General features: G+C 59.9%; 23 protein-coding genes. 16 read left to right on the forward strand and 7 right to left on the reverse strand.

Annotation, left to right across the window (positions count from 1 at the left end):
• Nucleotides 1–37 precede the first annotated feature (37 nt).
• The 5 genes from ACYZTS_RS13970 (at nt 38) to ACYZTS_RS13990 (ending at nt 4663) form a co-directional block, all read left to right on the forward strand.
• Nucleotides 38–925 carry an acyl-CoA dehydrogenase middle domain-containing protein gene (locus ACYZTS_RS13970; protein ID WP_461989897.1) on the forward strand — a complete coding sequence of 296 codons (888 nt, stop codon included), beginning with the start codon at nt 38–40 and terminating at the stop codon, nt 923–925.
• A gap of 359 nt (nt 926–1284) precedes the next feature.
• Nucleotides 1285–2379, forward strand: coding sequence for a serine hydrolase domain-containing protein (locus tag ACYZTS_RS13975; RefSeq protein ID WP_461989899.1), 1095 nt, complete (start codon nt 1285–1287; stop codon nt 2377–2379).
• Nucleotides 2376–2699 (forward strand): amidase, encoded by a 324-nt coding sequence (locus tag ACYZTS_RS13980; RefSeq protein WP_461989901.1) that lies wholly within the window; start codon nt 2376–2378, stop codon nt 2697–2699. Before ACYZTS_RS13975 ends, ACYZTS_RS13980 begins: the two co-directional genes overlap by 4 nt.
• A gap of 214 nt (nt 2700–2913) precedes the next feature.
• Nucleotides 2914–3504 (forward strand): YceI family protein, encoded by a 591-nt coding sequence (locus ACYZTS_RS13985; protein WP_461989903.1) that lies wholly within the window; start codon nt 2914–2916, stop codon nt 3502–3504.
• A gap of 1 nt (nt 3505) precedes the next feature.
• Nucleotides 3506–4663: a phospholipase D-like domain-containing protein gene (locus tag ACYZTS_RS13990; protein ID WP_461989905.1), complete on the forward strand. Its 1158-nt coding sequence runs from the start codon at nt 3506–3508 to the stop codon at nt 4661–4663.
• 237 nt (nt 4664–4900) lie between these two features.
• Here the strand turns inward: ACYZTS_RS13990 and bglX are convergent, their stop codons facing one another.
• Nucleotides 4901–7192: a beta-glucosidase BglX gene (gene bglX / locus ACYZTS_RS13995; RefSeq protein WP_461989907.1), complete on the reverse strand. Its 2292-nt coding sequence runs from the start codon at nt 7190–7192 to the stop codon at nt 4901–4903.
• A gap of 234 nt (nt 7193–7426) precedes the next feature.
• Here bglX and ACYZTS_RS14000 point away from each other — a divergent pair, with 234 nt between their 5' ends.
• The 4 genes from ACYZTS_RS14000 to ACYZTS_RS14015 all read left to right on the forward strand — a co-directional run bounded on the left by ACYZTS_RS14000 (nt 7427) and on the right by ACYZTS_RS14015 (nt 11029).
• Nucleotides 7427–8035 carry a LemA family protein gene (locus tag ACYZTS_RS14000; protein WP_461989909.1) on the forward strand — a complete coding sequence of 203 codons (609 nt, stop codon included), beginning with the start codon at nt 7427–7429 and terminating at the stop codon, nt 8033–8035.
• Between the two features lie 109 nt (nt 8036–8144).
• The gene (locus ACYZTS_RS14005) at nt 8145–8891 is read left to right on the forward strand and encodes a TPM domain-containing protein (RefSeq protein WP_461989911.1); all 747 of its coding nucleotides are present in this window, start codon (nt 8145–8147) and stop codon (nt 8889–8891) included.
• Between the two features lie 28 nt (nt 8892–8919).
• Nucleotides 8920–9537: a TPM domain-containing protein gene (locus ACYZTS_RS14010; RefSeq protein ID WP_461989913.1), complete on the forward strand. Its 618-nt coding sequence runs from the start codon at nt 8920–8922 to the stop codon at nt 9535–9537.
• 277 nt (nt 9538–9814) lie between these two features.
• Nucleotides 9815–11029: a class I SAM-dependent methyltransferase gene (locus ACYZTS_RS14015; RefSeq protein ID WP_461989915.1), complete on the forward strand. Its 1215-nt coding sequence runs from the start codon at nt 9815–9817 to the stop codon at nt 11027–11029.
• A 57-nt stretch (nt 11030–11086) separates the two neighbouring features.
• Here ACYZTS_RS14015 and ACYZTS_RS14020 read toward each other — a convergent pair whose 3' ends face one another.
• Nucleotides 11087–11812 carry a 4'-phosphopantetheinyl transferase family protein gene (locus ACYZTS_RS14020; RefSeq protein ID WP_201770528.1) on the reverse strand — a complete coding sequence of 242 codons (726 nt, stop codon included), beginning with the start codon at nt 11810–11812 and terminating at the stop codon, nt 11087–11089.
• Between the two features lie 149 nt (nt 11813–11961).
• Nucleotides 11962–12753 carry a dienelactone hydrolase family protein gene (locus tag ACYZTS_RS14025; RefSeq protein ID WP_461989917.1) on the reverse strand — a complete coding sequence of 264 codons (792 nt, stop codon included), beginning with the start codon at nt 12751–12753 and terminating at the stop codon, nt 11962–11964.
• Nucleotides 12754–12897: 144 nt separating this feature from the next.
• Between ACYZTS_RS14025 and ACYZTS_RS14030 the strand changes: the two genes are divergently transcribed.
• The 3 genes from ACYZTS_RS14030 to ACYZTS_RS14040 are packed head-to-tail and all read left to right on the forward strand — an operon-like array spanning nt 12898 to nt 15273.
• On the forward strand, nt 12898–13203 hold the full coding sequence (locus tag ACYZTS_RS14030) for a hypothetical protein (RefSeq protein ID WP_461989918.1): 306 nt from the start codon (nt 12898–12900) through the stop codon (nt 13201–13203).
• Nucleotides 13204–13252: 49 nt separating this feature from the next.
• Nucleotides 13253–13930 carry a response regulator gene (locus ACYZTS_RS14035; RefSeq protein WP_028624472.1) on the forward strand — a complete coding sequence of 226 codons (678 nt, stop codon included), beginning with the start codon at nt 13253–13255 and terminating at the stop codon, nt 13928–13930.
• Complete coding sequence (locus ACYZTS_RS14040) at nt 13927–15273, forward strand: ATP-binding protein (RefSeq protein WP_461989920.1); 1347 nt, start codon at nt 13927–13929, stop codon at nt 15271–15273. The genes ACYZTS_RS14035 and ACYZTS_RS14040 overlap by 4 nt, the downstream gene beginning before the upstream one ends.
• 71 nt (nt 15274–15344) lie before the next feature.
• Here ACYZTS_RS14040 and ACYZTS_RS14045 read toward each other — a convergent pair whose 3' ends face one another.
• Complete coding sequence (locus ACYZTS_RS14045) at nt 15345–16343, reverse strand: AraC family transcriptional regulator (RefSeq protein WP_461989922.1); 999 nt, start codon at nt 16341–16343, stop codon at nt 15345–15347.
• Nucleotides 16344–16680: 337 nt separating this feature from the next.
• Here ACYZTS_RS14045 and ACYZTS_RS14050 point away from each other — a divergent pair, with 337 nt between their 5' ends.
• Both ACYZTS_RS14050 and ACYZTS_RS14055 read left to right on the forward strand, forming a co-directional pair.
• Nucleotides 16681–18015: a dicarboxylate/amino acid:cation symporter gene (locus tag ACYZTS_RS14050; RefSeq protein WP_028624469.1), complete on the forward strand. Its 1335-nt coding sequence runs from the start codon at nt 16681–16683 to the stop codon at nt 18013–18015.
• Between the two features lie 156 nt (nt 18016–18171).
• The gene (locus tag ACYZTS_RS14055) at nt 18172–19353 is read left to right on the forward strand and encodes a CaiB/BaiF CoA transferase family protein (protein WP_461989924.1); all 1182 of its coding nucleotides are present in this window, start codon (nt 18172–18174) and stop codon (nt 19351–19353) included.
• A 170-nt stretch (nt 19354–19523) separates the two neighbouring features.
• Here the strand turns inward: ACYZTS_RS14055 and ACYZTS_RS14060 are convergent, their stop codons facing one another.
• Nucleotides 19524–20018, reverse strand: coding sequence for a SprT family zinc-dependent metalloprotease (locus tag ACYZTS_RS14060; RefSeq protein ID WP_028624467.1), 495 nt, complete (start codon nt 20016–20018; stop codon nt 19524–19526).
• A gap of 140 nt (nt 20019–20158) precedes the next feature.
• Nucleotides 20159–20761 (reverse strand): Yip1 family protein, encoded by a 603-nt coding sequence (locus ACYZTS_RS14065; protein WP_028624466.1) that lies wholly within the window; start codon nt 20759–20761, stop codon nt 20159–20161.
• Between the two features lie 383 nt (nt 20762–21144).
• Between ACYZTS_RS14065 and ttcA the strand changes: the two genes are divergently transcribed.
• On the forward strand, nt 21145–21969 hold the full coding sequence (gene ttcA, locus ACYZTS_RS14070) for a tRNA 2-thiocytidine(32) synthetase TtcA (RefSeq protein ID WP_461989927.1): 825 nt from the start codon (nt 21145–21147) through the stop codon (nt 21967–21969).
• Nucleotides 21970–22143: 174 nt separating this feature from the next.
• The gene (locus ACYZTS_RS14075; RefSeq protein WP_028624464.1) at nt 22144–22818 is read left to right on the forward strand and encodes a DNA-3-methyladenine glycosylase I; all 675 of its coding nucleotides are present in this window, start codon (nt 22144–22146) and stop codon (nt 22816–22818) included.
• Nucleotides 22819–22932: 114 nt separating this feature from the next.
• Here the strand turns inward: ACYZTS_RS14075 and ACYZTS_RS14080 are convergent, their stop codons facing one another.
• Nucleotides 22933–23358, reverse strand: a complete 426-nt coding sequence (locus tag ACYZTS_RS14080; protein ID WP_461989929.1) for a DUF2069 domain-containing protein — start codon at nt 23356–23358, stop codon at nt 22933–22935.
• Nucleotide 23359: the final 1 nt, after the last annotated feature.

The following is a 23359-nucleotide window of genomic DNA, read 5'->3' on the forward strand; positions in this document are numbered from 1 at the left end:
TGGTGATGCTTATATGACAGCCCACGAGGAGCCTCTAATGCCTTGGCAAACCCTGTTGAATCGCCGCGATCGCCTGCCCGCCGAGCCGGACCTGGGCGACGGCTTCGCGACCCTGTTGCAGCACCTCGGCACGGTGACGCCCTTCGAGCTGGCAGTGTTGGGCGGACGCCTGATGGCAACGCCGGGGCTGGCGTTTCTGGTGGGGTATCAAGCGGCGTTGCGAATGCTCTGGCCGAGCGCGCCACTGAGCCTTGGCGCGTTGTGTGCGACCGAGCAGCGCAGCCTGCGCGCGGCGGACATGCAAACGCGTTTGAGTGGACTGCGTCTCAGCGGGCGCAAGGATTTTGTCACCGCCGGCGATGCCGCCGACTGGCTGCTGGTCGCCGCTCGCAGCGAGGCCCCGGGAGAGGTCGCGCGTTTGTGCCTGGCCGTGGTGTATCCCGACGAACCAGGCGTGCAGGTGGAGAAACTGCCGCCGATCCCGCTGATGCCGGACATTAGCCACGGTCGCCTGATTCTGGAAAATGCCCATTGCGAACTGCTGGCCGGGGATGGATGGGATGCCTACGTTAAACCGTTTCGCACCCTCGAAGACGTCTATGTACTGAGCGCAATGACGGCGTGGCTGTATGGCGTCGGACAGGATTGCGACTGGTCGCAGACGTTGCAGTCGCGCTTGCTGGCGCTGCTGGCCGGGTGCGCGGAAGTGAGCCGGCACGCGCCGAACAATCCGGCGGGGCATGTGTTGCTGGGCGGACTGTTCGCGCAGTTTGACGATCTCAAGGCTGACATCGGGCAGGCCATGGCCGATGGCCCGCAGGAATGGGCAGCGATGTGGCAGCGCGATCAGGCAGTGATCGATCTGGCCTCAGCTGCCAGAGGGAAGCGGCTGGCGAAGGCACTGGCCGGATTTTCGAAGAATTGACTGGCGTCATCGCGAGCAGGCTCGCTCCCACAGGGGAATGCATTTCCAATCCGGGAGCGAGCCTGCTCGCGCCCCTTCGCGGGCGAGCCTTGCTCCCACAGGGGAATGCATTTTCAATCCGGGAGCGAGCCTGCTCGCGCCCCTTCGCGGGCGAGCCTTGCGCCCACAGGGGAATGCATTTCCAATCTGGGAGCGAGCCTGCTCGCGCCGCGTCGCGGGCGAGCCTTGCTCCACAGGGGAATGCATTTTTCAGTGTGGGAGCGAGCCTGCTCGCGATGGCGGTATTCCCGGCACCACAAACCCCGGAACTGTCATTAACCTCGACTAGGCTCAGCAGGTCTACCTATCGAGCCCTCACCATGTTCAAAGGCTTGTCTGTGTTTCTCATCCTGTTGTTCAGCCTCCCGGCCATCGCTGAAACCTGGCCAACCGAGCAGTGGGCAACAGGTCCGGTCAGCACCGGTCCCGCGCTGCAGGCTCTGGAAACCTACGCCTTCCCGCCCCGCGACGACGATACCCGCCAAGGCATTCGTACCGACGCCTTGCTGGTGATCCACGACGGTCGATTGATCTACGAACGCTACGCCGGCCCGACCCGCGCCGAGACGCCGCACCTGACCTGGTCCATCAGCAAAAGCTTGCTGGCGACTCTTCTTGGCGTGGCCTATGGAGAAGGCCTGTTCAAACTCGACGACCCGGCGCAGAAGTTTTATCCGCCGCTGGCCAAGCACCCGGCGATCAGCATGGCCGACCTGCTGCACTGGGCCTCGGGGCTGGACTGGCAGGAAGATTATGAATACGCCCCGCTGAAATCCTCGGTGGTGGCAATGCTGTACACCCGAGGCCGCGAGGACATGGCGGCGTTCACCGCCGACCACGCCGAGTACGCCCCACCCGGTCAGGCCTTCCGCTATTCCAGCGGCGACACCAACCTGTTGTCAGCCGCCTTGAAAAACATCGTCGGGGCTGCGCGTTATCCAGACTATCCGTGGACCGCGCTGTTCGAACCATTGGGCATTCGCGACGCCGTGTGGGAAACCGACGCCACCGGAACATTCGTCGGCTCGTCCTACGCTTACCTGACCGCGCGGGATCTGGCGCGAATCGGTTTGTTAATGGCCCGCGACGGTCGTTGGCGGGATCGACAATTGCTGCCGCGAGACTGGGTGGCGTTCAATCGCGAGCCGTTCGCCGGTTATCAGGCTCATCAGGATGGAGCCGTCCCTGGCGGTCACTGGTGGCTCAATCGCTCGGCGGACAGCGACGCAAAAGCGTGGCCGGATGCTCCCGCCGACACCTTCGCTGCGTTGGGCCATTGGGGTCAGGCAATGTACGTGATGCCCGGCGAACGGCTGATCATCGTGCGCTACGGCGATGATCGCGACGGCACCTATCAACACAACGAGTTGCTCAGGCTCGCGCTGAAAGCCTTTGCGCAGCCGGTGCAGCCATGAACCGTTTCGCCCGGCGCCGCCCGTTCAGCACGCTGGGGCTTATCCTGCTGATCGCCTTGCTCGGCTGGGTCTGGCATGAGCGGGTGGCGCTGTGGGCGTTTCCCGACATCATCAGCGCCTACACGGCGAAAGAATATTGCTCGTGCCGCTACGTGATGAACAACGACGCCGAGTATTGCCACGCCTATGTGAAACAGTGGCTGCCCACCAGCGATTTTAGCGACGACACCGCGAGCAAGCGGATTACCGTGAGTGGCTTGGGCCGCAGCAACAGCGCAGTGTGGATCAATAAACGCCAAGGCTGCCGACTGGAGCCCTGATCACACAAATCCTGTAGCAGCTGCCGAAGGCTGCGTCCGGCTGCGTCCGGCTGCGTAGCAGTCGTGAATCAACGATGTGGTATTTCAGGAAGAACGCAGTTGCATCTTGACGACTGCTACGCAGCCGGACGCAGCCTTCGGCAGCTGCTACAGGTAGGCAATCAGCTCGCGCGCGGGTAAGGTTCGTGCACGTTTATTTCCAGTACGAGTCTTTATGCTCAACCGCTTCCTTGTAAACACACTCGCAGGCCTACTGCTGAGCGGCGCTTCGCTGTCGGCGCAGGCCAATTGGTACCTCGACGGCGAATCCTCGCGGCTATCGTTCGTCAGCACTAAAAACGCCCACATCTCCGAAGTGAACCGCTTTCTGGTGCTGCACGGCAAAGTCAGCCCAAAAGGCGTGGTCCAGGTGGACGTCGAGCTGGAGTCAGTCAACAGCGGCATCCCGTTGCGCGACGAACGCCTGCGCAAAGAGCTGTTCGAGATCAAGACGTTCCCCGAAGCGCTGATCACCACGCAGATCGACCTGGGCCCGATCAACGATCTGGCGCCTGGCGCACAACTCGAATTGCGCCTGCCGGTCACCGTAAAACTCCACGGCAAAACCCACGAATACAACGCCGAGCTGTTGGCGACGCGCCTCGATGACCGGCGTTTCCAGGTCGTGACTCTCGAGCCGCTGGTGATTAATGCCGGCGATTTCGACCTGGCGCCTGGCCTGGAAAACCTGCGCAAAGTCGCCGGTTTGTCAGCCATCAGCTTGTCAGTGCCGGTGGGTGCGGTGCTGATTTTCACGGCGCGCTGATATGTCCGGTGCGATTTTCCCCTGGCGTGAAGGTAATCGGTTCGAGCTGCTGATCGATGGTCCGCAGTTTTTTCCGCGCATGCTGGAAGCGATCGCTCGCGCGCAGGAGCAGGTCGAACTGGAACTGTATCTGGTCGAGGCGGGCGCCTGCGCCGATGCGATGGTTCATGCGCTGGTGCTAGCGGCCGAACGGGGCGTGCGCGTGCGTTGCCTGTTCGATGATTACGGCAGCCTCGCCTTCAATCCGACGCTGCGCCAGCAACTGACGGCAGCGGGCGTCGAGCTGCGTTTTTACAATCGCCTGAACTGGCGTCGCTGGGTCGGCAATCTGTACCGCGATCATCGCAAACTGTTGTTGGTGGATCAGTGCCTGGCGGTGGTCGGCGGCACCGGCGTCACTGACGAATTCTGGACGCCCGGCGAGGACACCAGTGAATGGCATGAAGTGATGGTGGAAATCAGCGGCCCGCTGGTGATCGACTGGCAATTGCTGTTCGACCGACAATGGATCGCCAACCGCCATCGACGGGCCTGGAAGCCCAGCGCCAATTTCGGCTTGCCGCGCCTGCCGCGCGTGCCGGCAAAGGGTGAGGGCATGGGGCGGGTCGCCTATGCCGACGCCCGCCAGCACCGCGACATCCTGCAGTCGCTGGTGCGCGCGTTGAACAGCGGCCAGCAACGCATCTGGCTGGCCACGCCGTATTTTCTGCCGACCTGGAAAGTCCGTCGTTCGCTACGCCGCGCCGCCGCCCGTGGCATCGACGTACGCCTGCTGCTCACCGGACCGCGCACCGATCACCCGTCGGTGCGCTATGCCGGCCACCGTTACTACCCGCGCCTGCTCAAGGCCGGCGTGAGGATTTACGAGTACCAGCCGTGTTTCCTGCACTTGAAAATGGTCCTGATCGATGACTGGGTCAGCATAGGCTCGTGCAACTTCGATCACTGGAATCTGCGCTTCAACCTGGAAGCCAACCTCGAAGCGCTGGACGCCGGACTGACCCACGCGGTTGCAGCCAGTTTCGACAAGGATTTTGCCCTCAGCCAGGAAATCAGCCTCGAAGCCTGGCAGCGCCGGCCGTTGTGGCGAAGGACCAAGCAGCGGGTGTGGGGATGGGTGGATCGACTGGTGGTGAATCTGCTGGATCGGCGGGGGTAGTGGTCACACCGCAGACCACTTCACACTGGAGAAACCTGTGGGAGCTAGCCTGCTAGCGATGGCGGTGTTACAGCCAGGAAGGATGCTGGAAGTCATGGCCCCATCGCCAGCAGGCTGGCTCCCACAAGGGTGCTGGGTTGATCACAACATCGTACTGCAACCCGAAACCTGTGGGAGCTAGCCTGCTAGCGATGGCGGCGTAACAGTCAGCTCCCACAGGTGTTTGCGGTGTTTGACCTACAACAACTCAAAACTCTGCTGCGTTACATCCTGCGAATCCAGGCCGATCTGCACGTTGAACTTGCCCGGCTCTGCCGCGTACTTGAGCTGCGCATTGAAGAACTTCAGGTCATCCTCGGTGATGGTGAAGTGCACGACTTTTTGTTCGCCAGCCTTGAGCATGATTTTCTGAAAGTTCTTCAGTTCCTTGACCGGGCGAATCATCGAACCGGTCACGTCCTGAATGTACAACTGCACCACCGCTTCGCCATCACGCTTGCCCGTGTTCTTCAGCATCACGCTGGCGTCGAGCTTGCCGGTCTTGTTCAGCGTGGTCGACGACAACGCCATGTCGGTCAGGCTGAATTGGGTGTAGCTCAAGCCGAAGCCGAACGGAAACAGCGGCCCGGTTGTGTCATCGAAATATTGCGAGGTGTAGTTGCCTGGTTTGCCCGGCGTAAACGGCCGGCCAATGCTCAGGTGATTGTAGTAAGTCGGGATCTGCCCCACCGAACGCGGGAAGGTGATCGGCAGTTTGCCCGAGGGGTTGTAGTCGCCAAACAGTACGTCGGCGATCGCATTGCCGCCTTCGGTACCGCTGAACCAGGTTTCCAGAATCGCGTCAGCCTGTGCGTTCTCTTCGAGAATCGACAGCGGTCGGCCGTTCATCAACACCAGCACCAGCGGCTTGCCGGTCGCCTTCAACGCTTTGATCAAATCGCGCTGACTGGCCGGAATGTTCAAGTCGGTACGGCTTGACGATTCGTGCGACATGCCACGGGATTCGCCGACGGCCGCCACGATCACGTCCGCACCCTTCGCCGCGTTTACCGCTTCGTCGATCAACACCTGCGCCGAACGCGGGTCATCGACCACTTCCGGAGCGTCGAAGTTGAGGAAATTGAGGTAGTCGAGGACTTTCTTGTCGCCGGTGATGTTGGCACCGCGCGCGTAGATCAGCGTCGATTGATCGCCGAGTGCGCGGGTCATGCCGTCGAACAACGTGACCGACTGCGCCGGACGGCCAGCGGCTGCCCAACTGCCCATCATGTCGATCGGTGCTTTGGCCAACGGACCGACCAAAGCGATTTTCGCGGTTTTGTTCAGCGGCAGGGTTTCGCCCTGATTCTTCAGCAACACCAGACTGCGGCGCGCAACATCGCGGGCCTCGGCGCGGTGCAGGCGACTTTCGGCATAAGTGTCGACGGGGTCATCTTCAGCCTTGCCGATTCGCAGGTACGGGTCTTGGAACAGGCCCATGTCGTACTTGGCGCCGAGCACTGCACGCACGGCATTGTCGATGTCGCTTTGCTGGATTTCGCCGGCCTTCAACAGCCCGGGCAATTCCTTGCCGTAGAGCGTGTCGTTCATGCTCATGTGGATACCGGCCTTGATCGCCAGCTTCGCCGCTTCGCGACCGTCACGGGCGACGCCGTGTTTGATCAGCTCGAAAATCGCGCCGTGGTCGCTGACCGCCAGGCCCTTGAAGCCCCATTCCGTGCGCAGCAGATCGTTCATCAGCCAGGTGTCGGCGGTGGCCGGCACGCCATTGATCGAGTTGAGTGCAACCATCACGCCGCCGGCGCCGGCATCAATCGCCGCGCGGTACGGTGGCAGGTAGTCCTGGTACATTTTGACCGGGCTCATGTCGACCACGTTGTAGTCACGACCGCCCTCGACTGCGCCGTACAAGGCGAAATGCTTGACGCTGGCCATGATGCTGTCGGCCGTGTTTGCGCCCGCGCCCTGAAAGGCTTTGACCATCACGCCGGCAATACGCGAAACGAGGTAGGTGTCTTCACCGAAGCCTTCCGATGTGCGGCCCCAGCGCGGGTCGCGGGAGACGTCGACCATCGGCGCGAACGTAATGTCGAGGCTGTCGGCGGCGGCTTCCTTGGCGGCGATGCGTCCGGAGAGGCCGATCGCGTCCATGTCCCAGCTTGACGCGAGGGCAATCGGGATCGGGAAAATCGTGCGGTGACCGTGGATCACGTCGTAGGCGAAAAACATCGGGATCTTCAACCGGCTGCGCATGGCCGCGTCCTGCATCGGACGGTTTTCCGCGCGCGTGATCGAGTTGAACGTGCCGCCGATGTTGCCGGCGGCAATCTCCTTGCGAATCATCTCGCGCGGCATTTCCGGACCGATGCTGATCAGGCGCAACTGGCCAATTTTTTCATCGAGGGTCATTTGCTTCATCAGGTTGCTGACGAAGGCGTCCTTGTTTTCCAGAGGAGCGGGCGTCGTGGCGGCCAATACGGTAGGACTGGCCAGGCTGACGAACAGGCCCAGCAAACACAGCTTCTTCATGAATGGTTTTCTCTAAAGCCTAAACGGCAGGAATGAAACGCCGGTCAGCCAAAATTTAGGGAGCGACTATTGTTGTTCAGGTAAATGCAGCACACTTCCAGCGTTACAGCGCTGGGGCATCTTTTAGCCCATTGGCACGATGCAATCCAGTGGCGGTCGTAGATTATGCCCCAAGAGCGGGTGCAAAGTTCGCAGGTTGTTTTTTCAACGGAATGGGTAAGGAGCATCAACCAGATGAATGTACGACACCACTATCGATCGAGCCTGCAAGTCGCAGCCTTGATGTTGCTGACCACATTGCTGGCCGGTTGCGGCATCAACACGATTCCGACCCTCGATGAGCAGGCCAAAGCGGCCTGGGGTCAGGTGCAAAACCAGTATCAGCGTCGCGCCGATCTGATCCCCAACCTGGTGGAAACGGTCAAAGGCTACGCCCAGCACGAGCAGGAAACCCTGACCGCGGTGATCGAAGCCCGGGCCAAGGCTACTTCGATCCAGGTGGATGCCAGCACGCTGGACAACCCGGAAAAACTCAAACAATTCCAGCAGGCCCAGGATCAGTTGACCGGTGCCCTGAGTCGTTTGATGGTGGTGTCCGAGCGTTATCCGGACCTCAAGGCCAACCAGAATTTTCTCGCCTTGCAATCGCAACTTGAAGGCACGGAAAACCGCATCGCCGTGGCGCGTCGCGATTTCATTCTGGCAGTGCAGCAATACAACACCGAATTGCGCACCTTTCCTGGCCGCTTGTGGCACAGCGTGATGTACAGCGACCTGCCTGTTCGCGCGACCTTCGAGGCAACCAGCCCGGGTGCGGAAAAAGCGCCTGAAGTGAAGTTCTAAAACAGCAGTTACAAGCGGCAGGCTGCAAGCTGCAAGTCACGGCGACCGTGGCGGCTCTGCTTGCAGCTTGAGGCTTGAAACCTGCCGCTGTTCGCTTGCGAGGTTGTATATGCGCGTGTTGAAAATGGGCCTGGTGTTGTTGCTCTGGGTGTTTGCAGTGTCGGCGCAGGCCGAGCTGAAGTTTCCGCAGTTGACCGGGCGAATCGTCGACAACGCCCAAATGATCGAGCCAACGGTGCGTGAGCAGCTGAATCAACAGCTCACTGCCCACGAGAAAGCCACGGGCGAGCAGTTGGTCGTTGTCACACTGGCGGATCTGCAGGGCGCCGACATCGCCGACTTCGGTTATCAGCTCGGGCGCGACTGGGGTATCGGCCAGAAGGACAAGAACAACGGCGCATTGCTGATTGTCGCTCGCGATGATCGCAAGCTGCGCATCGAAGTCGGTTATGGCCTGGAAGATCGCCTGACCGATGCGCAGAGTTCGGTGATTATCAATCAGGTGATCACTCCCGCCTTCAAGACCGGCAATTTCAGCAAGGGCATCAGCGATGGCGTCGCGGCCATGCTGGTGGTGCTGGGCGGTAATCCGCTGGATGAGCCGTCGACCATTTACGGATCGGGCGGTGAGCAGGGCGACTTCCTTTCGCAGCATCCGGGCGTGTTGGTCTTTCTGGTGATGCTGTTCATCCTTGTGATCTTTGTCTGCCAAATGCTCGGCATTATGCCCAGCGGCGGCGGTCGCGGCGGTTCGGGCGGTGGATTTGGCGGTGGCGGTTTCGGCGGCGGTGGAGGCGGTGGCTTCAGCGGCGGTGGGGGAAGTTTCGGCGGCGGCGGTTCGTCGGGCGGCTGGTGATCACAACATTGAACAGGCAACCGTAATTATGGCTTTACTGAATGAACAGGAACAGCGCAAGGTCGCCGAGGCGATCGCCCGCGTGGAGCGCGACACCGATGCAGAACTGGTGACCGTGCTTGCAGCGCGCGCCGACGACTACGCCTATATTCCGCTGCTGTGGGCCAGCCTGCTGGCACTGGTGGTGCCGGGTGTCGTGCATTACCTGAGTGGCTGGCTGACGCTGCATAGCCTGCTGATGGTGCAGTGGGGCACGTTTATCGTGCTGTGCCTGCTTTTTAAAATCCCCAAGATCACGACTCACCTGATCCCGCGTTCGGTGCGTCACTGGCGCGCGTCCAACCTGGCCCGGCGACAGTTTCTGGAGCAGAACCTGCATCACACCGTGGGCGGCACCGGCATCCTGATTTTCGTTTCCGAGGCTGAGCGTTATGTGGAAATCCTGGTGGATCAGGGAATTTCCTCACGCCTGGACAACGCGCATTGGGATGCGATCGTTGCGGCATTTACTCAGCAGGTCAAACAAGGCCAGACCTTGCAGGGGTTTGTGACCTGTATCGAAGCGTGCGGCGAGTTGCTCAAAGCTCATGTGCCGGTGACGCATGTGAGGAATGAATTGCCGAATCGCTTGGTTGTTTTGGCTTGACGCCATTACATGCCGAGAGCGGATATGCCTTTGTGGCCAGGGAGCTTGCTCCCGCCCGCCTGCGAAGCGGCCCGCAATCTTTCGGTGAAACGGGTTTGCAGGTTCCACGGCTGCTTCGCAACCGAACGGGAGCAAGCTCCCTCGCCACAAAAGCCCATTCAACCGTGTTGTTGCATTCGGGATTGCGCACCGTTCGGGAAATTACCCGTGCCCTTGTACCTCATCCCCCCTAAAATACCCGCCATTCCGATCCGCCCCGCCCGAGGCCTTTTTTTCCATGTCCGTCACCGCCACTCCCGCCAGCCTCGCGCCGGATCAACACGCACAGTTCATTGATCTGCTGCAGACCAGCCTCAACGCGAATGCTTTCATCAAACTGGTGCTGGCCAAATACGTCGGCACTGAGCCGGATCTGCAGCGGCTGATCATCAAACAGCTTATGGTCAAGGATCAGCCTTGCCTGTCTTTCGTTTACCGCTACAAGACCCGCGATATCACCAAGAACCTGTCGATCGAGGAGGGCGTGTCGACCATCGCTGCGTTGTTGCCTGCGTCGTTCAAAAATGCACATTTGCTGTCGCTGACCGATGAAGCCCAGCTGGAATACAGCAAAAAGGGCAAGCCTTCACTGTTCAAGAGCAAACCTCAGCAATTGCGTGAAGTGCCTTCGGCTGACCATAACCGCGAAAAAAACCGATTTCTCGACCTAAGCCGGCCGTTCCTCGCCGACCTCGGCGTGACCAACGGCAAGCACGAGCTGATTCCGGCCATGTCGCGCAAATGGAAGCAGATCAACAAGTTCATCGAAGTCTTCAGCCACGCTCTGACCACCTCGCCACTGGCGCTGGACAAAGCGGTGCGGGTCGCGGATTTCGGTTCGGGTAAAGGCTACCTGACATTTGCGATTCATGATTACTTGCGCAATACCTTGGGTGCCGAAGGCGAAGTCACGGGTGTCGAATTGCGTGAGGACATGGTCACGCTTTGCAACACCGCGGCGGCAAAACTCGAACATCCGGGGTTGGTGTTCAAGTGCGGTGACGTGCGCAGCGTGGCGCCAAGCGAGCTGGACGTGATGATCGCATTGCACGCCTGCGACATTGCCACCGATTACGCGATCCACACCGGCATTCGCTCCGGCGCGTCGATCATCATGTGCTCGCCGTGCTGCCACAAACAGATCCGCCTGCAAATCCAGAGCCCGGCGCTGCTCAAGCCAATGCTGCAATACGGTTTGCATCTGGGCCAGCAGGCGGAAATGGTCACCGACAGTTTGCGCGCGCTGTTCCTCGAGGCATGCGGTTACGACACCAAAGTGTTCGAGTTCATCTCGCTGGACCACACCAACAAGAACAAAATGATCCTGGCGGTCAAACGCGCCGAACCGGTAGACCCGGTTCAGTTACTGGTGAAGATCCAGGAGCTCAAAGATTTCTATCACATCAGCGAACACTGCCTCGAGACCTTGCTCCGGGCCGACGGCTACCTCTGACCGCAGGAGCAAAGCTTACTCGCGAAGAACGATAACGAGATGTGCCCGCTGCAAACCTCAGGCCTTGATGCTGACCAGGCTCAACAACTGCCCATCCATCACGGCGAATTGCGCGTCCAGTTCTGTGCCGTTGCGCCATTCGCTGGACAGGTCGGTGAGCAGCCGAAGTCGCACTTCGCCGCGCTCGCTCCATTCCAGCACCTCGGCGTGTTCAAAATAGAAGCGCTGCCGAACGATTGGATACAGCGCCTTGAATAGACTTTCCTTGACTGAAAACGTCAGGGTCACCTGCAGCGCCACTTGATCCTGCGAGCCAGCAGCCATGCGTTGCAATTCCGCTGGCGTGAGGATTTCACCGGCCAGACGTTCAGCCCGCTCCGGAGCGAGCAGGTTTTCCAGGTCCATCCCCAGACCGCGCCAATCACGTTTACGCGCGACGATCGCCGCAGCGCGGCCGCTGCTGTGGGTAATGGAACCGCTGATATGCGCTGGCCACACCGGGGCGCGGTCTTCGCCAATGATGGGCGTAAAGTCGAGCCCTTCCAGCGCCAGCAACGCGGCGCGGGCGCACACCCGTCCGGCCAGAAACTCGGCCTGACGCTTGGCGACCGAGCGCTGGATGCTCGCCGGTGGCTCGATGGCGCTACGCCGGAAATCATCGCCGGCCAGTTGTGAGGTCTCGAAACGGGTACTCAGCAGCACCGTATCGGCCAGCGCAAAAGGCAGCGGCCAATGGGCGTCGAGCGGGGAGCAGCAGGCGGGCAGAGCGGGGGCGGGATTCATGACGGGCATTTTGCCGGGTTGTCCTCAGGCTGGGTAGCCCTGGTGCAGGATTGCAGCGTCGCCGTTCGCGGGCGGACCTCTCACTGGAAACCGTGTCTCGCCAGGTGAGAGAGATCCTGCCCGCGAACGCCGTGCTGCTGTCTACCCGATCAAGCGAAAATCTTCTTGAAAAACGCCTGCATGTCCGCCCACGATTTTTCATCCGCAGCCTTGCTATAACCAATGTCTGGCCCGCCATGATCACCGTGGCCCAAGCGATCAGCATCAGGGTTACTGAAGCCATGCTTGGCACCTTCCAGATTGACGAACTGGTAATCAGCGCCAGCCTTGTCCATCTCCGCCTTGAACGCCGCCACATTATCGGCCGTCACCATGCTGTCCTGTGCACCATGCTCGACAAGTATTTTCGCCTTCACACTGCCCGGCGTTGCCGGCGTTTTGGTCGCCAGCGAACCATGAAAACTCACAACACCCGCCAGAGGCAGACCCTGGCGCGCCGCGTTCAACACCACACCACCGCCGAAGCAATAACCGATTGCGGCGATCTTGTTCGGGTCGGTCTGTGACTGTTTCTTCAACAGATCGAGCCCGGCCTGAAAGCGAGCGCTGGCCGCCGCACTGTCTTTCAGCGCGGCCTGCATGAAGGCCATCGCGTCCTTGGGATGTTCGGTGTTTTTGCCGTCGCCATACATATCGATGGCCAGAGCGCTGTAGCCCAAGCCGGCCAAATCACGGGCGCGACGCTTGGTGTACTCGTTCAGCCCCCACCATTCATGCACAACCACAACTCCCGGGCGCGGGCCTTTGATCGCGTCGTCATAGGCGTAGTAACCGATCAGTTTGGTCCCGTCGGCGTCCTGGTAAGGGATTTCCTCGGTTTTGATGGCGGCCTGAGTCAGCGCGCTCAAGCCCAGCAACAAGAAAGCAAGCACCATACGCATGATCGGATCTCCGGAGGAATGTCGTCAAAACAGCCTAGTCGATTTGCGTCAGCTGTGGTTCAGCGTGTGTTCAGGCAAAGTTCAGGCGCCGCTGCGTAATGTTGCGACGTACCCAAAGCAACCTGCGCATGAGGAGATTCCCGCATGGCTGGCTTGAAAAACCTGCTGTTGGCTTTCACCGTATTGAGCGCGAGCACTGCAGCGTTCGCTTGCGACGACATGCCCGCTACCTTGTCACCCGGAAAAAGCGCCGAGAAAGCGAGAAAATCTCACAACCTGAGCAGTCTGAAAACCACTCACACCGTCAGTCAGAACGGTGCGTGGAGTGCGCAGTTACTGCAATCGAATCACCCGGCAAATTACTCCGACGGTTACGCCAACGTGTCGGTCTCGCACAATGGCATTAAACTTCGGGAGTCGGATTTTTTGGGCCGCTATGATCTGTCCTGAACATTCACCGCAGTGCCGCAGGAGATGTTGATTTGCCCAGGAGAGTGTTATGAAATTGCTGGTCGTCGAAGATGAAGCGCTGCTGCGCCATCACCTGCAAACCCGTCTGACGGACAGCGGCCACGTGGTCGAGTCTGTGGCCAATGCCGAAGAGGCCCTGTACCAGACCGAGCAATACAACCATGACCTGGCAGTGATCGACCTCGGCTTGCCGGGCATGGGCGGGCTCGACCTGATCCGCCAGTTGCGCGCGCGTGGCAAGAGCTTTCCTATCCTGATCCTCACGGCGCGGGGCAACTGGCAGGACAAGGTCGAAGGCCTGGCCGCCGGTGCTGACGATTACGTGGTCAAGCCGTTTCAGTTCGAAGAACTCGAGGCACGCCTCAATGCCTTGCTGCGTCGTTCCAGCGGCTTTACCCAGTCGACCATTGTCGCCGGGCCGCTGTCGCTGGACCTCAACCGCAAGCAGGCAATGCTTGAGGAACAGCCGCTGGCACTGACCGCCTATGAATACCGGATTCTTGAATACCTGATGCGTCACCATCAGCAAGTGGTGGCCAAGGACCGCTTGATGGAACAGCTCTACCCGGACGATGATGAGCGCGATCCGAACGTGATCGAAGTACTCGTCGGCCGATTGCGCCGCAAGCTGGAAGGGGCGTCGGGTTTCAAACCAATCGACACTGTGCGCGGCCTCGGCTACCTGTTCACTGAGCGCTGCACTTGATCCGTTCGCTGCGCGTGCGCCTGATGCTCGCCGCCACGCTGCTGGCGGTGTTGTTCATGCTCGCGTTGCTGCCGGCGATGCAGGGCGCGTTCAGCCTGGCGCTGCGTGATTCCATTGAGCAACGCCTGGCCTCGGACGTCACCACGCTGATCTCCGCGGCCCGCGTGGAAAACAATAACCTGCAAATGCCCGCGCAGTTGCCCGATGAGCGCTTCAACCTCACCGATGGCCGCTTGCTCGGTTACATCTATGACCGCGAAGGACGCCTGGTCTGGCGTTCGAACGGGACACGCGAGGAACACCTCAATTACACGCCGCGATACGACGGGCGCGGTACCGAGTTCGCCAGAATCAACGAAGCCAACGGCCAGGAATTCTTCGTCTATGACGTCGAAGTCAAACTGCTCGGTGGTAAAAGTGCGGCGTACAGCATTGTCGCGCTGCAACCGGTGCGCGAGTACGAAGCCACGCTTGAAGGCCTGCGTGAAAATCTTTACCTGGGTTTTGGTGCCGCGCTGCTGGTGCTGCTGGCGTTGCTGTGGATTGGCCTGACCTGGGGCTTGAAAGCCTTGCGCCGGCTCAGTCAGGAACTGGATGAAATCGAAAGCGGCGAGCGCGAAAGCCTCAGCGAACAGCACCCTCGCGAATTGCTGCGCCTGACCGGTTCGCTCAACCGCTTGCTGCACAGCGAGCGCGAGCAGCGCAGTCGTTATCGCGATTCCCTCGATGATCTGGCGCACAGCCTGAAAACGCCGCTGGCGGTGTTGCAGGGCGTCAGCGAAGACATGGCCAAACGTGCGCAGGAACGCGATCAAGCCTGGTTGCTGCAAACCCAGATCGAGCGCATGAGCCAGCAGATCAGCTATCAATTGCAACGGGCCAGTCTGCGCAAAAGTGGTCTGGTACGCCATCAGGTGCGCCTGCGCCCGGTGCTGCAAAGTCTGTGCGATACGCTGGACAAGGTTTACCGCGACAAGCGTGTGCAGGTGAGTTTTGATTTGCCCGAGCAGTGCCACGTGCCGATCGAGCAGGGTGCCTTGCTGGAAATGCTGGGTAACCTTCTGGAAAATGCCTATCGCCTGTGCCTCGGCAAAGTGCGCATCAGCGTGCGGGAAACGGCGGACATCATTGAACTGTGCGTGGAGGATGACGGCCCGGGTGTGCCGCCGGCTGAGCGCGCGCGGATTCTGCAAAGAGGTGAACGGCTGGACCGCCAACATCCGGGGCAGGGGATCGGGTTAGCGGTGGTCAAGGACATCATCGAGAGTTACAGCGCGAAGCTTACCTTGAGCGATTCATCGATGGGGGGAGCAGCCTTCCGGATTCATTTTCCTGTGGTTTGACCGCGACCTTTGTAGGAGCCGGCTTGCCCGCGATGCGGCCGGTAAGTCCACACACCCATCAGCGTCGAGAATCAATTCTCCTGCGCCCGATAAGCCCCCGGCGTCAAACCGGTCCACTTCTTGAACGCCCGGTGAAACGCCGATGGCTCGGAAAACCCCAGCTGTTCGGCAATCTGCTGCAACGACAGATCCGCTCGCCCCAGGTGGTAAATCGCAATGTCGCGACGCAACTGATCCTTCAATTCCTGGAAACTCGAGCCTTCTTCACGCAAATGCCGGCGCAAGGTCTGCGGGCTTATGTGCAGGTGCGCGGCCACCGTTTCCAGGTCCGGCCAGGGTGAACTGTCGCGACTGAGCAAACGACGCAACTGGCTGCTCAGGCTGTCGCCGTCATCCGGGCGCGAGAGCAGGTCGGCGGGCGAGCGCTCGAGAAAATGCTTGAGCGTGCGTTCGTCCTGCAGCAACGGCATGGCGAGATAACGACTGTGGAACAGCAGGCTGCTTTGCGCCGCCGAGAAGGTCAGTGCGCAGGGAAACAGCAAATCGTACTCGGCACCGTGCGCAGGCTTGGGATAGCTGAAAGTGGCTTGTTCCAGCCGAATGCGCTGGCCGATCAGCCAGCTGCCGAGACGATGCCACACCATTAGCTGGCTTTCGGTCAGGAAGTGGTCCGGGTCGCAAAATTGCGAATCGTCCAGGCCCAAGCGGATCATCTCGCCTTCGCGGCTCAGGTTCAGGGCCGGGCCGTCCGGGAACAGGCTGTAAAACAGCAAGCCGCGCTGAAGGGCTTTATCCAGATTGCGGCAGTGAATCAGCGAATGACACATCATCGCGAAGGTGCCCGGCTTGCTCGGCAGCGGGGCAAACCCCAGGTACTCGTCATCCAGCGCCTGCCACAGGTTCTGGATCAGCCGAGTGAACTGCTCTGGCGCAATGCGCGCCCGAGGCTCGTCGAGCAATTCGGCGCCGATCCCCACCCGTTGCAATACCGCTGAACAGTCGTACCCGCGCATCCGCGCTCCGCCGAGGGCGGCGCGGGCGAAATGGCTGGCGATGGTGCGTTCGCGCATGCGGGCAGGTCCGTCTATAGAGCGGCGGATGGTAGCCGCCATGGCTGGCGGTGAACAAGGCGGATATCCGCCAAATTGTAGGAGGAGTTCGGGCGCGTGGGCGGAAACCCGCCACCACCCTTTGCTGGCGAAGCGTCTTTAAAAACTCTCTAACCCCCATACCACAAGGCTCGCAGGACTTTTGCCGAACGTGGCACGGCGCTTGCGATATATCCCGCAGAGACCTGCCGCTGCGCAGCTCGAAAAAACAAATCCCTCCAGTGCAGGAGGGTTCGCGATTCAGGTGTCCTGGCCAACAGACGGATGTTGTCACGGGACACTCTTGAGGAACTTTGCAATGACGACTCGTCAGCCAATCTACAAATCCCTGTATTTCCAGGTGATCGTTGCCATCGCCATCGGCATCCTGCTCGGTCACTTCTACCCGCAAACCGGTGTGGCCCTCAAGCCGCTGGGTGACGGGTTTATCAAACTGATCAAAATGATCATCGCCCCGATCATCTTCTGCACCGTCGTCAGCGGCATCGCTGGGATGCAGAACATGAAGTCGGTCGGCAAAACCGGCGGTTACGCGCTGCTCTACTTCGAAATCGTTTCGACCATTGCATTGCTGGTCGGTCTGGTGGTGGTCAACATCGTCCAGCCGGGCAACGGCATGCACATCGACGTGTCGACACTGGATGCCTCCAAAGTCGCCCAGTATGTAGCGGCCGGTGCTGATCAAAGCGTGGTCGGCTTCCTGCTCAACGTGATCCCGTCCACCATCGTCGGCGCCTTCGCCACTGGCGATATCCTGCAAGTGCTGATGTTCTCGGTAATCTTCGGTTTCGCCCTGCATCGCCTGGGTTCGTACGGCAAGCCGCTGCTGGACTTGATTGATCGCTTCGCCCACGTGATGTTCAACATCATCAACATGATCATGAAGCTCGCGCCCATCGGTGCCTTCGGTGCCATGGCGTTCACCATCGGTGCCTACGGTGTCGGCTCGCTGGTGCAACTGGGTCAGTTGATGGCCTGCTTCTACATTACCTGCCTGTTGTTCGTCCTGGTCGTGCTTGGCGGCATCGCTCGCGCTCACGGCTTCAGCGTGATCAAAGTGATTCGCTACATCCGTGAAGAGCTGCTGATCGTGCTGGGTACTTCTTCTTCGGAATCGGTACTGCCGCGCATGCTGATCAAGATGGAGCGTCTGGGTGCGAAGAAGTCCGTCGTGGGTCTGGTGATCCCGACCGGTTACTCGTTCAACCTCGACGGCACCGCCATTTACCTGACCATGGCGGCGGTGTTCATTGCACAAGCCACAGACACGCCAATGGACCTGTCGCACCAGATCACTCTGCTGGTGGTGTTGCTGCTGTCCTCCAAAGGCGCTGCAGGCGTGACCGGTAGCGGCTTCATCGTGCTCGCGGCAACCCTGTCGGCTGTCGGCCACTTGCCGGTTGCCGGTCTGGCGCTGATCCTCGGCATCGACCGCTTCATGTCCGAAGCTCGCGCCTTGACCAACCTGGTCGGCAACGCCGTTGCGACACTGGTTGTCGCCAAATGGGTGAAGGAACTGGACACCGACGTGATGCACGCAGAACTGGCGTCCGGCGGTCGCGGTATTGCCGAAGAGCGTGAAGAAGACGACCTGGGCGTTGCCGAAGGCCCGACCCCGGCCAGCGTCAAGTAACCCTCGCACTGCATCTCGCAGGACCTGGAAAACCCGCTTCGGCGGGTTTTTTTCTGCCTGCGATTCGAGCGTAACGGTCAGCGACACTGATGCATAAGGTGATTGCCGCAATGCCAATGGCTGCCTAGTCTTGGGGGATCGCACGGGAGGAAATTTATGCTTGGTCCACTGGCCTCACTCAAGATTCTGGATTTCTCTACTTTGTTGCCGGGGCCATTTGCCTCTTTGTTGCTGGCGGACATGGGCGCCGAGGTGTTGCGCATCGAATCGCCGACCCGCATCGACCTGCTGCGCGTGCTGCCGCCGCACGATCAAGGCGTCTCTGCCAGTCACGCCTACCTAAACCGTAACAAGCGCAGCCTGGCGCTGGACCTCAAGCAACCGGAGGCGCTCGAGGTGATCAAGCAGCTGGTGCAGGATTACGACATCGTTCTGGAGCAGTTTCGCCCTGGTGTGATGGAACGCCTGGGCCTGGGCTACGAAGCCTTGAAAGCGCTCAACCCCAAGCTGATCTATGTGTCGATCACCGGTTACGGCCAGACCGGCCCTTACAAGGATCGCGCCGGGCATGACATCAACTATCTGGCGCTGGCAGGCCTCGCCAGTTACACCGGCCGCGCGGACAGTGGCCCGCTGCCGTTGGGCATGCAGGTGGCGGACGTTGCGGGCGGCTCGCTGCACGGGGTGATCGGTTTGCTGGCGGCGGTTATTGCCCGGCAGCAAACGGGGCAGGGTCAGCATCTGGATGTGAGCATGACCGATTGCGCGTTTAGCCTGAACGCCATGGCCGCCGCCGGTTACCTGGCCTGTGCCGAGGAACCGGGCCGTGAAACGCAAATGCTCAATGGCGGCAGCTTCTATGATTATTACCGTTCCCGGGACGGTCGCTGGTTGTCGGTCGGCAGTCTGGAGCCGCCGTTCATGAAGCAACTGTGCACGGCGTTGGGCCTGGAAGAACTGGCTGCGTTGGGCCTGTCACCGCAACCGGAGCAACAGAAAAAGCTCAAGGAAGCGTTGAGGGTCGAATTCGAGAAACACGACTTTGATGAATTGTCTGCGCTGTTTGCCGAGCTGGATGCTTGTGTCGAACCGGTTTTGACGATGGGCGAGGCGGTGCGCCATCCGCATTTCAAGGCGCGAGCGCTGGTGACTGACGTGCCGCGTGGCGACGGGTCAACGCAAGCGCAGATGGCTTGCCCGCTGAAGTTTTCCGAGGGCCTGCCAGTGCCCCGGCATGTCGGCGCGGCGTTAGGTGAGCATACCGATCAAGTGTTGGGGGAGTTGGGATTCAGTGAGGAGCGGATTGCCGAGTTGCGGGGTGCCAAGGTCATTTTTTAGCGCTTTTACCGGCCTCTTCGCGAGCAAGCCCGCTCCCACAAGGGATCTGCGTAGGCACGCATCCAGTGTGGGAGCAAGCTGGTTCCACCAAGGGATCTGCGCATGACATGGAGCCAGTGTGGGAGCGGGCTTGCTCGCGAAGAGGCCGGCATAGACTCCGAAAATCCAGCTTACTCAACGCGCATCTCACCGCTAAACACCAACGTACTGCGACACCGTCGGCACAGATAACGCCGGCCTTGCCGCACCAACCCATGGCGCTGGGCCGAGAACGGGAAGTCACTGTCCACGCACGGGCATTTATAAATGTAACGGGTCACGCTGCGGCGTTTGACGTCGTAGGTGTGGCAGCGATTGGGCGGCAGTTCGTACACGCCGCGCATAATCAATTGCCACTCTTCACCGTGCGGTTGAATGCGGTCACCGAACAACTGGTGCGCGATCAGGTGGGCGACTTCGTGCGCAACCGTTTGCTTGAGGAAATCTTCGCTGTTGTCCCGGTACAGCTGCGGGTTGAAGCGCAGCAGGTTCTCGTGCAAATGCGCGACGCCGGCTTTCTGCCCGCGCAGCTTGAGGCTCACCACGGGGCGTTTGAAGGTTCGTTTAAAAAAGGATTCGGCTTGCAGGTAACACTCTTCGACGCGGGTATTGAGTTGCTCGGGCATGCTTGATGGGTCTCCAGAGGTGACGAGTATGCCGCAACCTCAGGTGCTTGCGAATCGCCGAGGCGCCGAATGGTTATGCCGCGAATGAGAAGGCCGCCCGATGGCGGCCTGTATTGGCAGATCTTGATTTCTGGAAAGCGCTAATTGGTATAGACGGGCCCCACGCCCAGTCCCCAGACAATCACGGTGAACGCCATGATGGCCACCAGCACCACCAAACCTACGGCCAGCACCGAACTCGAAAACAGAAAACCCTCGTCAGATGGAATGTTCATGAAAGTCGGCAAACCGACGTACAACAGGTAGACCGTGTAGCAGATCGCCGCCGTCCCGACGATCATCCCTAGCCACATATGTGGATACAGCGCCGCCAGACCGCCGACAAACAGCGGTGTCGCGGTGTAGGTGGCGAACGCAACGCACCGCGCCAGGCTCGGATTGGCGTCGTAGGTGCGAGCCATCCAGTGCACAAAAGCCCCCATCACAGCGACGCCACCCAGCATTGCCAGGTACGACATGATCGTCATCCACAGCGCACTTTCCATGGTCAGCATCACCGGCGGTCTGTTGCCGATAACCCAGCCGACCTGCGTGGTGCCGATAAAGGCCGATACCGCTGGGATCGCCGCCAGAATCAACGTGTGAGTCAGGTACATGTGGCTGATGCTTTCCTCTTGATCGCCACGGATTTCTTTCCATTCTTGGTCAGGGTGGGTGAAGAGCCCCACAACGTGATGGATCATGCCAGTCACTCCTCTTGTCGTTACGTCGCCCCCCAGTGGAGCGCCTACGGGCCAAAGTGGCCGGTAAGGATCAGATCTGTGCGACCTTATGTCGCAGTATAGAAAGGAGTTGTTGGCGTATGTGCGAGGGGCTTAGAGCAAATTGCGCTGTAAAAACCCTGGCTAATCGCCGCTGCGTCTGTGTGAACATGGTTTTGTGGCGAGGGGGCTTGCCCCCGTTCGACTGCGTAGCAGTCGCCTCACCCGTGCGCTTTGATATCTTTAAGGAATAGATAACTGTAGGGGTCTACTTCGTAGCCCAACGTGGGCAAGCCCACTCGCCACACGTGCAAGGTTTTTGCGTAAAATGCCGGCCTTTCGTCACATCTCACGGATTTCGCGTCATGGGCACTCTTACGGTCAACCAGAACAAGCTGCAAAAGCGCCTGCGCCGTCAGGCCGGTGAGGCCGTTGCCGATTTCAACATGATTGAAGACGGTGACAAGGTCATGGTTTGCCTGTCCGGTGGCAAGGACAGTTACACCCTGCTCGACGTGCTGCTGCATTTGCAGAAAGTCGCTCCGATCAAGTTCGGGATCGTGGCCGTGAATATGGACCAGAAGCAGCCCGGTTTTCCCGAACACGTGCTGCCGGCTTATCTGCAAGCACTTGGCGTTGAATACCACATCGTCGAGAAAGACACTTACTCGTTGGTCAAGGAGCTTATCCCGGAAGGCAAGACCACTTGTTCGCTGTGTTCGCGCCTGCGTCGCGGTACGCTTTACACCTTCGCCGACAAGATCGGCGCGACCAAAATGGCTCTCGGTCATCACCGCGACGACATCGTCGAAACGTTCTTCCTCAATATGTTTTTCAATGGCTCGCTCAAGGCCATGCCGCCGAAGTTGCGCGCCGACGATGGGCGCAATGTGGTGATTCGTCCGCTGGCCTACTGCAACGAGAAAGACATCCAGGCCTACTCGGACATCAAGCAATTCCCGATCATCCCGTGCAACCTTTGCGGCTCTCAGGAAAACCTGCAGCGTCAGGTGGTCAAGGAAATGCTGCTGGACTGGGAACTTAAGACGCCTGGCCGCACCGAAAGTATCTTTCGCAGCCTGCAAAACGTGATTCCGTCGCAACTGGCCGACCGCAACCTGTTCGACTTCACCAGCCTGAAGATCGACGAAACTGCGGCTTCGCGTTTTGTAAATGTCGTCAATCTGTAAACGCCATTGAGCGCGCGACCTGTGGCGAGGGGGCTTGCCCCCGTTTGAGTGCGCAGCACTCACACAATCACTGCTTATCGACAATTTCCGGGACCGCTTCGCCGCCCACGGGGGCAAGCCCCTCACCACAGCTTGCAGGCACCGTATTTTATTTTTCATTCCTCAGGAGAGGGCATGCACGATTACAAGTGGCTACACGAATACTGTCTGAACCGCTTTGGTTCGGCGGCTAAACTGGAAGCCCATCTGCCCGTTCCGAAAACCCCGGCGCAATTGCGCAAGATCAGCGACGACCGCTACCTCTCGACCATGGCGCTTAGGGTCTTTCGCGCCGGCCTCAAGCACAGTCTGGTGGATTCCAAGTGGCCGTCTTTCGAAGAAGTATTCTTCAAGTTCGACCCGGAAAAAGTCGTGCTGATGAGCGCCGAGCACCTCGAACGCCTGATGCAGGACGCGCGGATCATTCGCCACCTGGGCAAACTCAAGAGCGTGCCGCGCAATGCGCAATTCGTGCTGGACGAGGCACATGAGCGCGGCAGTTTTGGCGCGCTGATCGCCGACTGGCCAGTGACCGATATTGTCGGGTTGTGGACGTATCTGAAAAAGCGCGGGCATCAACTGGGCGGATTGTCGGCGCCGCGTTTTTTGCGCATGGTCGGCAAAGACACCTTTGTGCCCAGCTATGACGTGGTCGCGGCGTTGAATGCGCAGAAGATCGTCGACAAAGTGCCGACCAGTCTGCGCGATCTGGCCACGGTGCAAGGCGTGTTTAACCAGTGGCACGAAGAAAGTGGCGGGCGGCCGATGAGTCAGCTGTCGATGATGTTGGCGTATACCGTCAATCATTAAGACCGAGTTGGTCGAGCGCGACCCAGGCCCATCGCCAGCAGGCTGGCTCCCACAGTGGATCTGTGGTGTACGCAATTCCCCTGTGGGAGCTAGCCTGCTGGCGATTGCAATCTGTCAGGCAACCGAGGGCTCGCCTTCACCCGCCAGCCTGCGATTGAGCTGAAACCGCCAGCGCACATACAACAGCGCCGAACAGAACACCGCCAGGCTCGCGCCCATCTCCAGCAGGCCGAACAGCTGCCGATTCGGATCGAACGCCGCCAGTGCGCCTTTCATGAAATACAGGTTCACCACAAAACACATCCACGAGTGCCCGCGTGCGCTACCGCCCAGCATGCCCGGCGCCAGCACCAGCAGTGGCACCAGTTCGATCAGCAGAATCACCCATGGCCGCGCGCCGTGCAGGTCCGCGATCAGCAAGTAATAAACGCACAACAACCCCACCAGCCCGAGGAAGCACAGCACCGCAATGACGCGCATGGCCCGCACCCGCGGTTCGAGCCATTCGATGGGAGGCAGAATTTTCGGCTTTTTCGCCACG

The sequence above is a fragment of the Pseudomonas sp. TMB3-21 genome, from assembly GCF_054898145.1.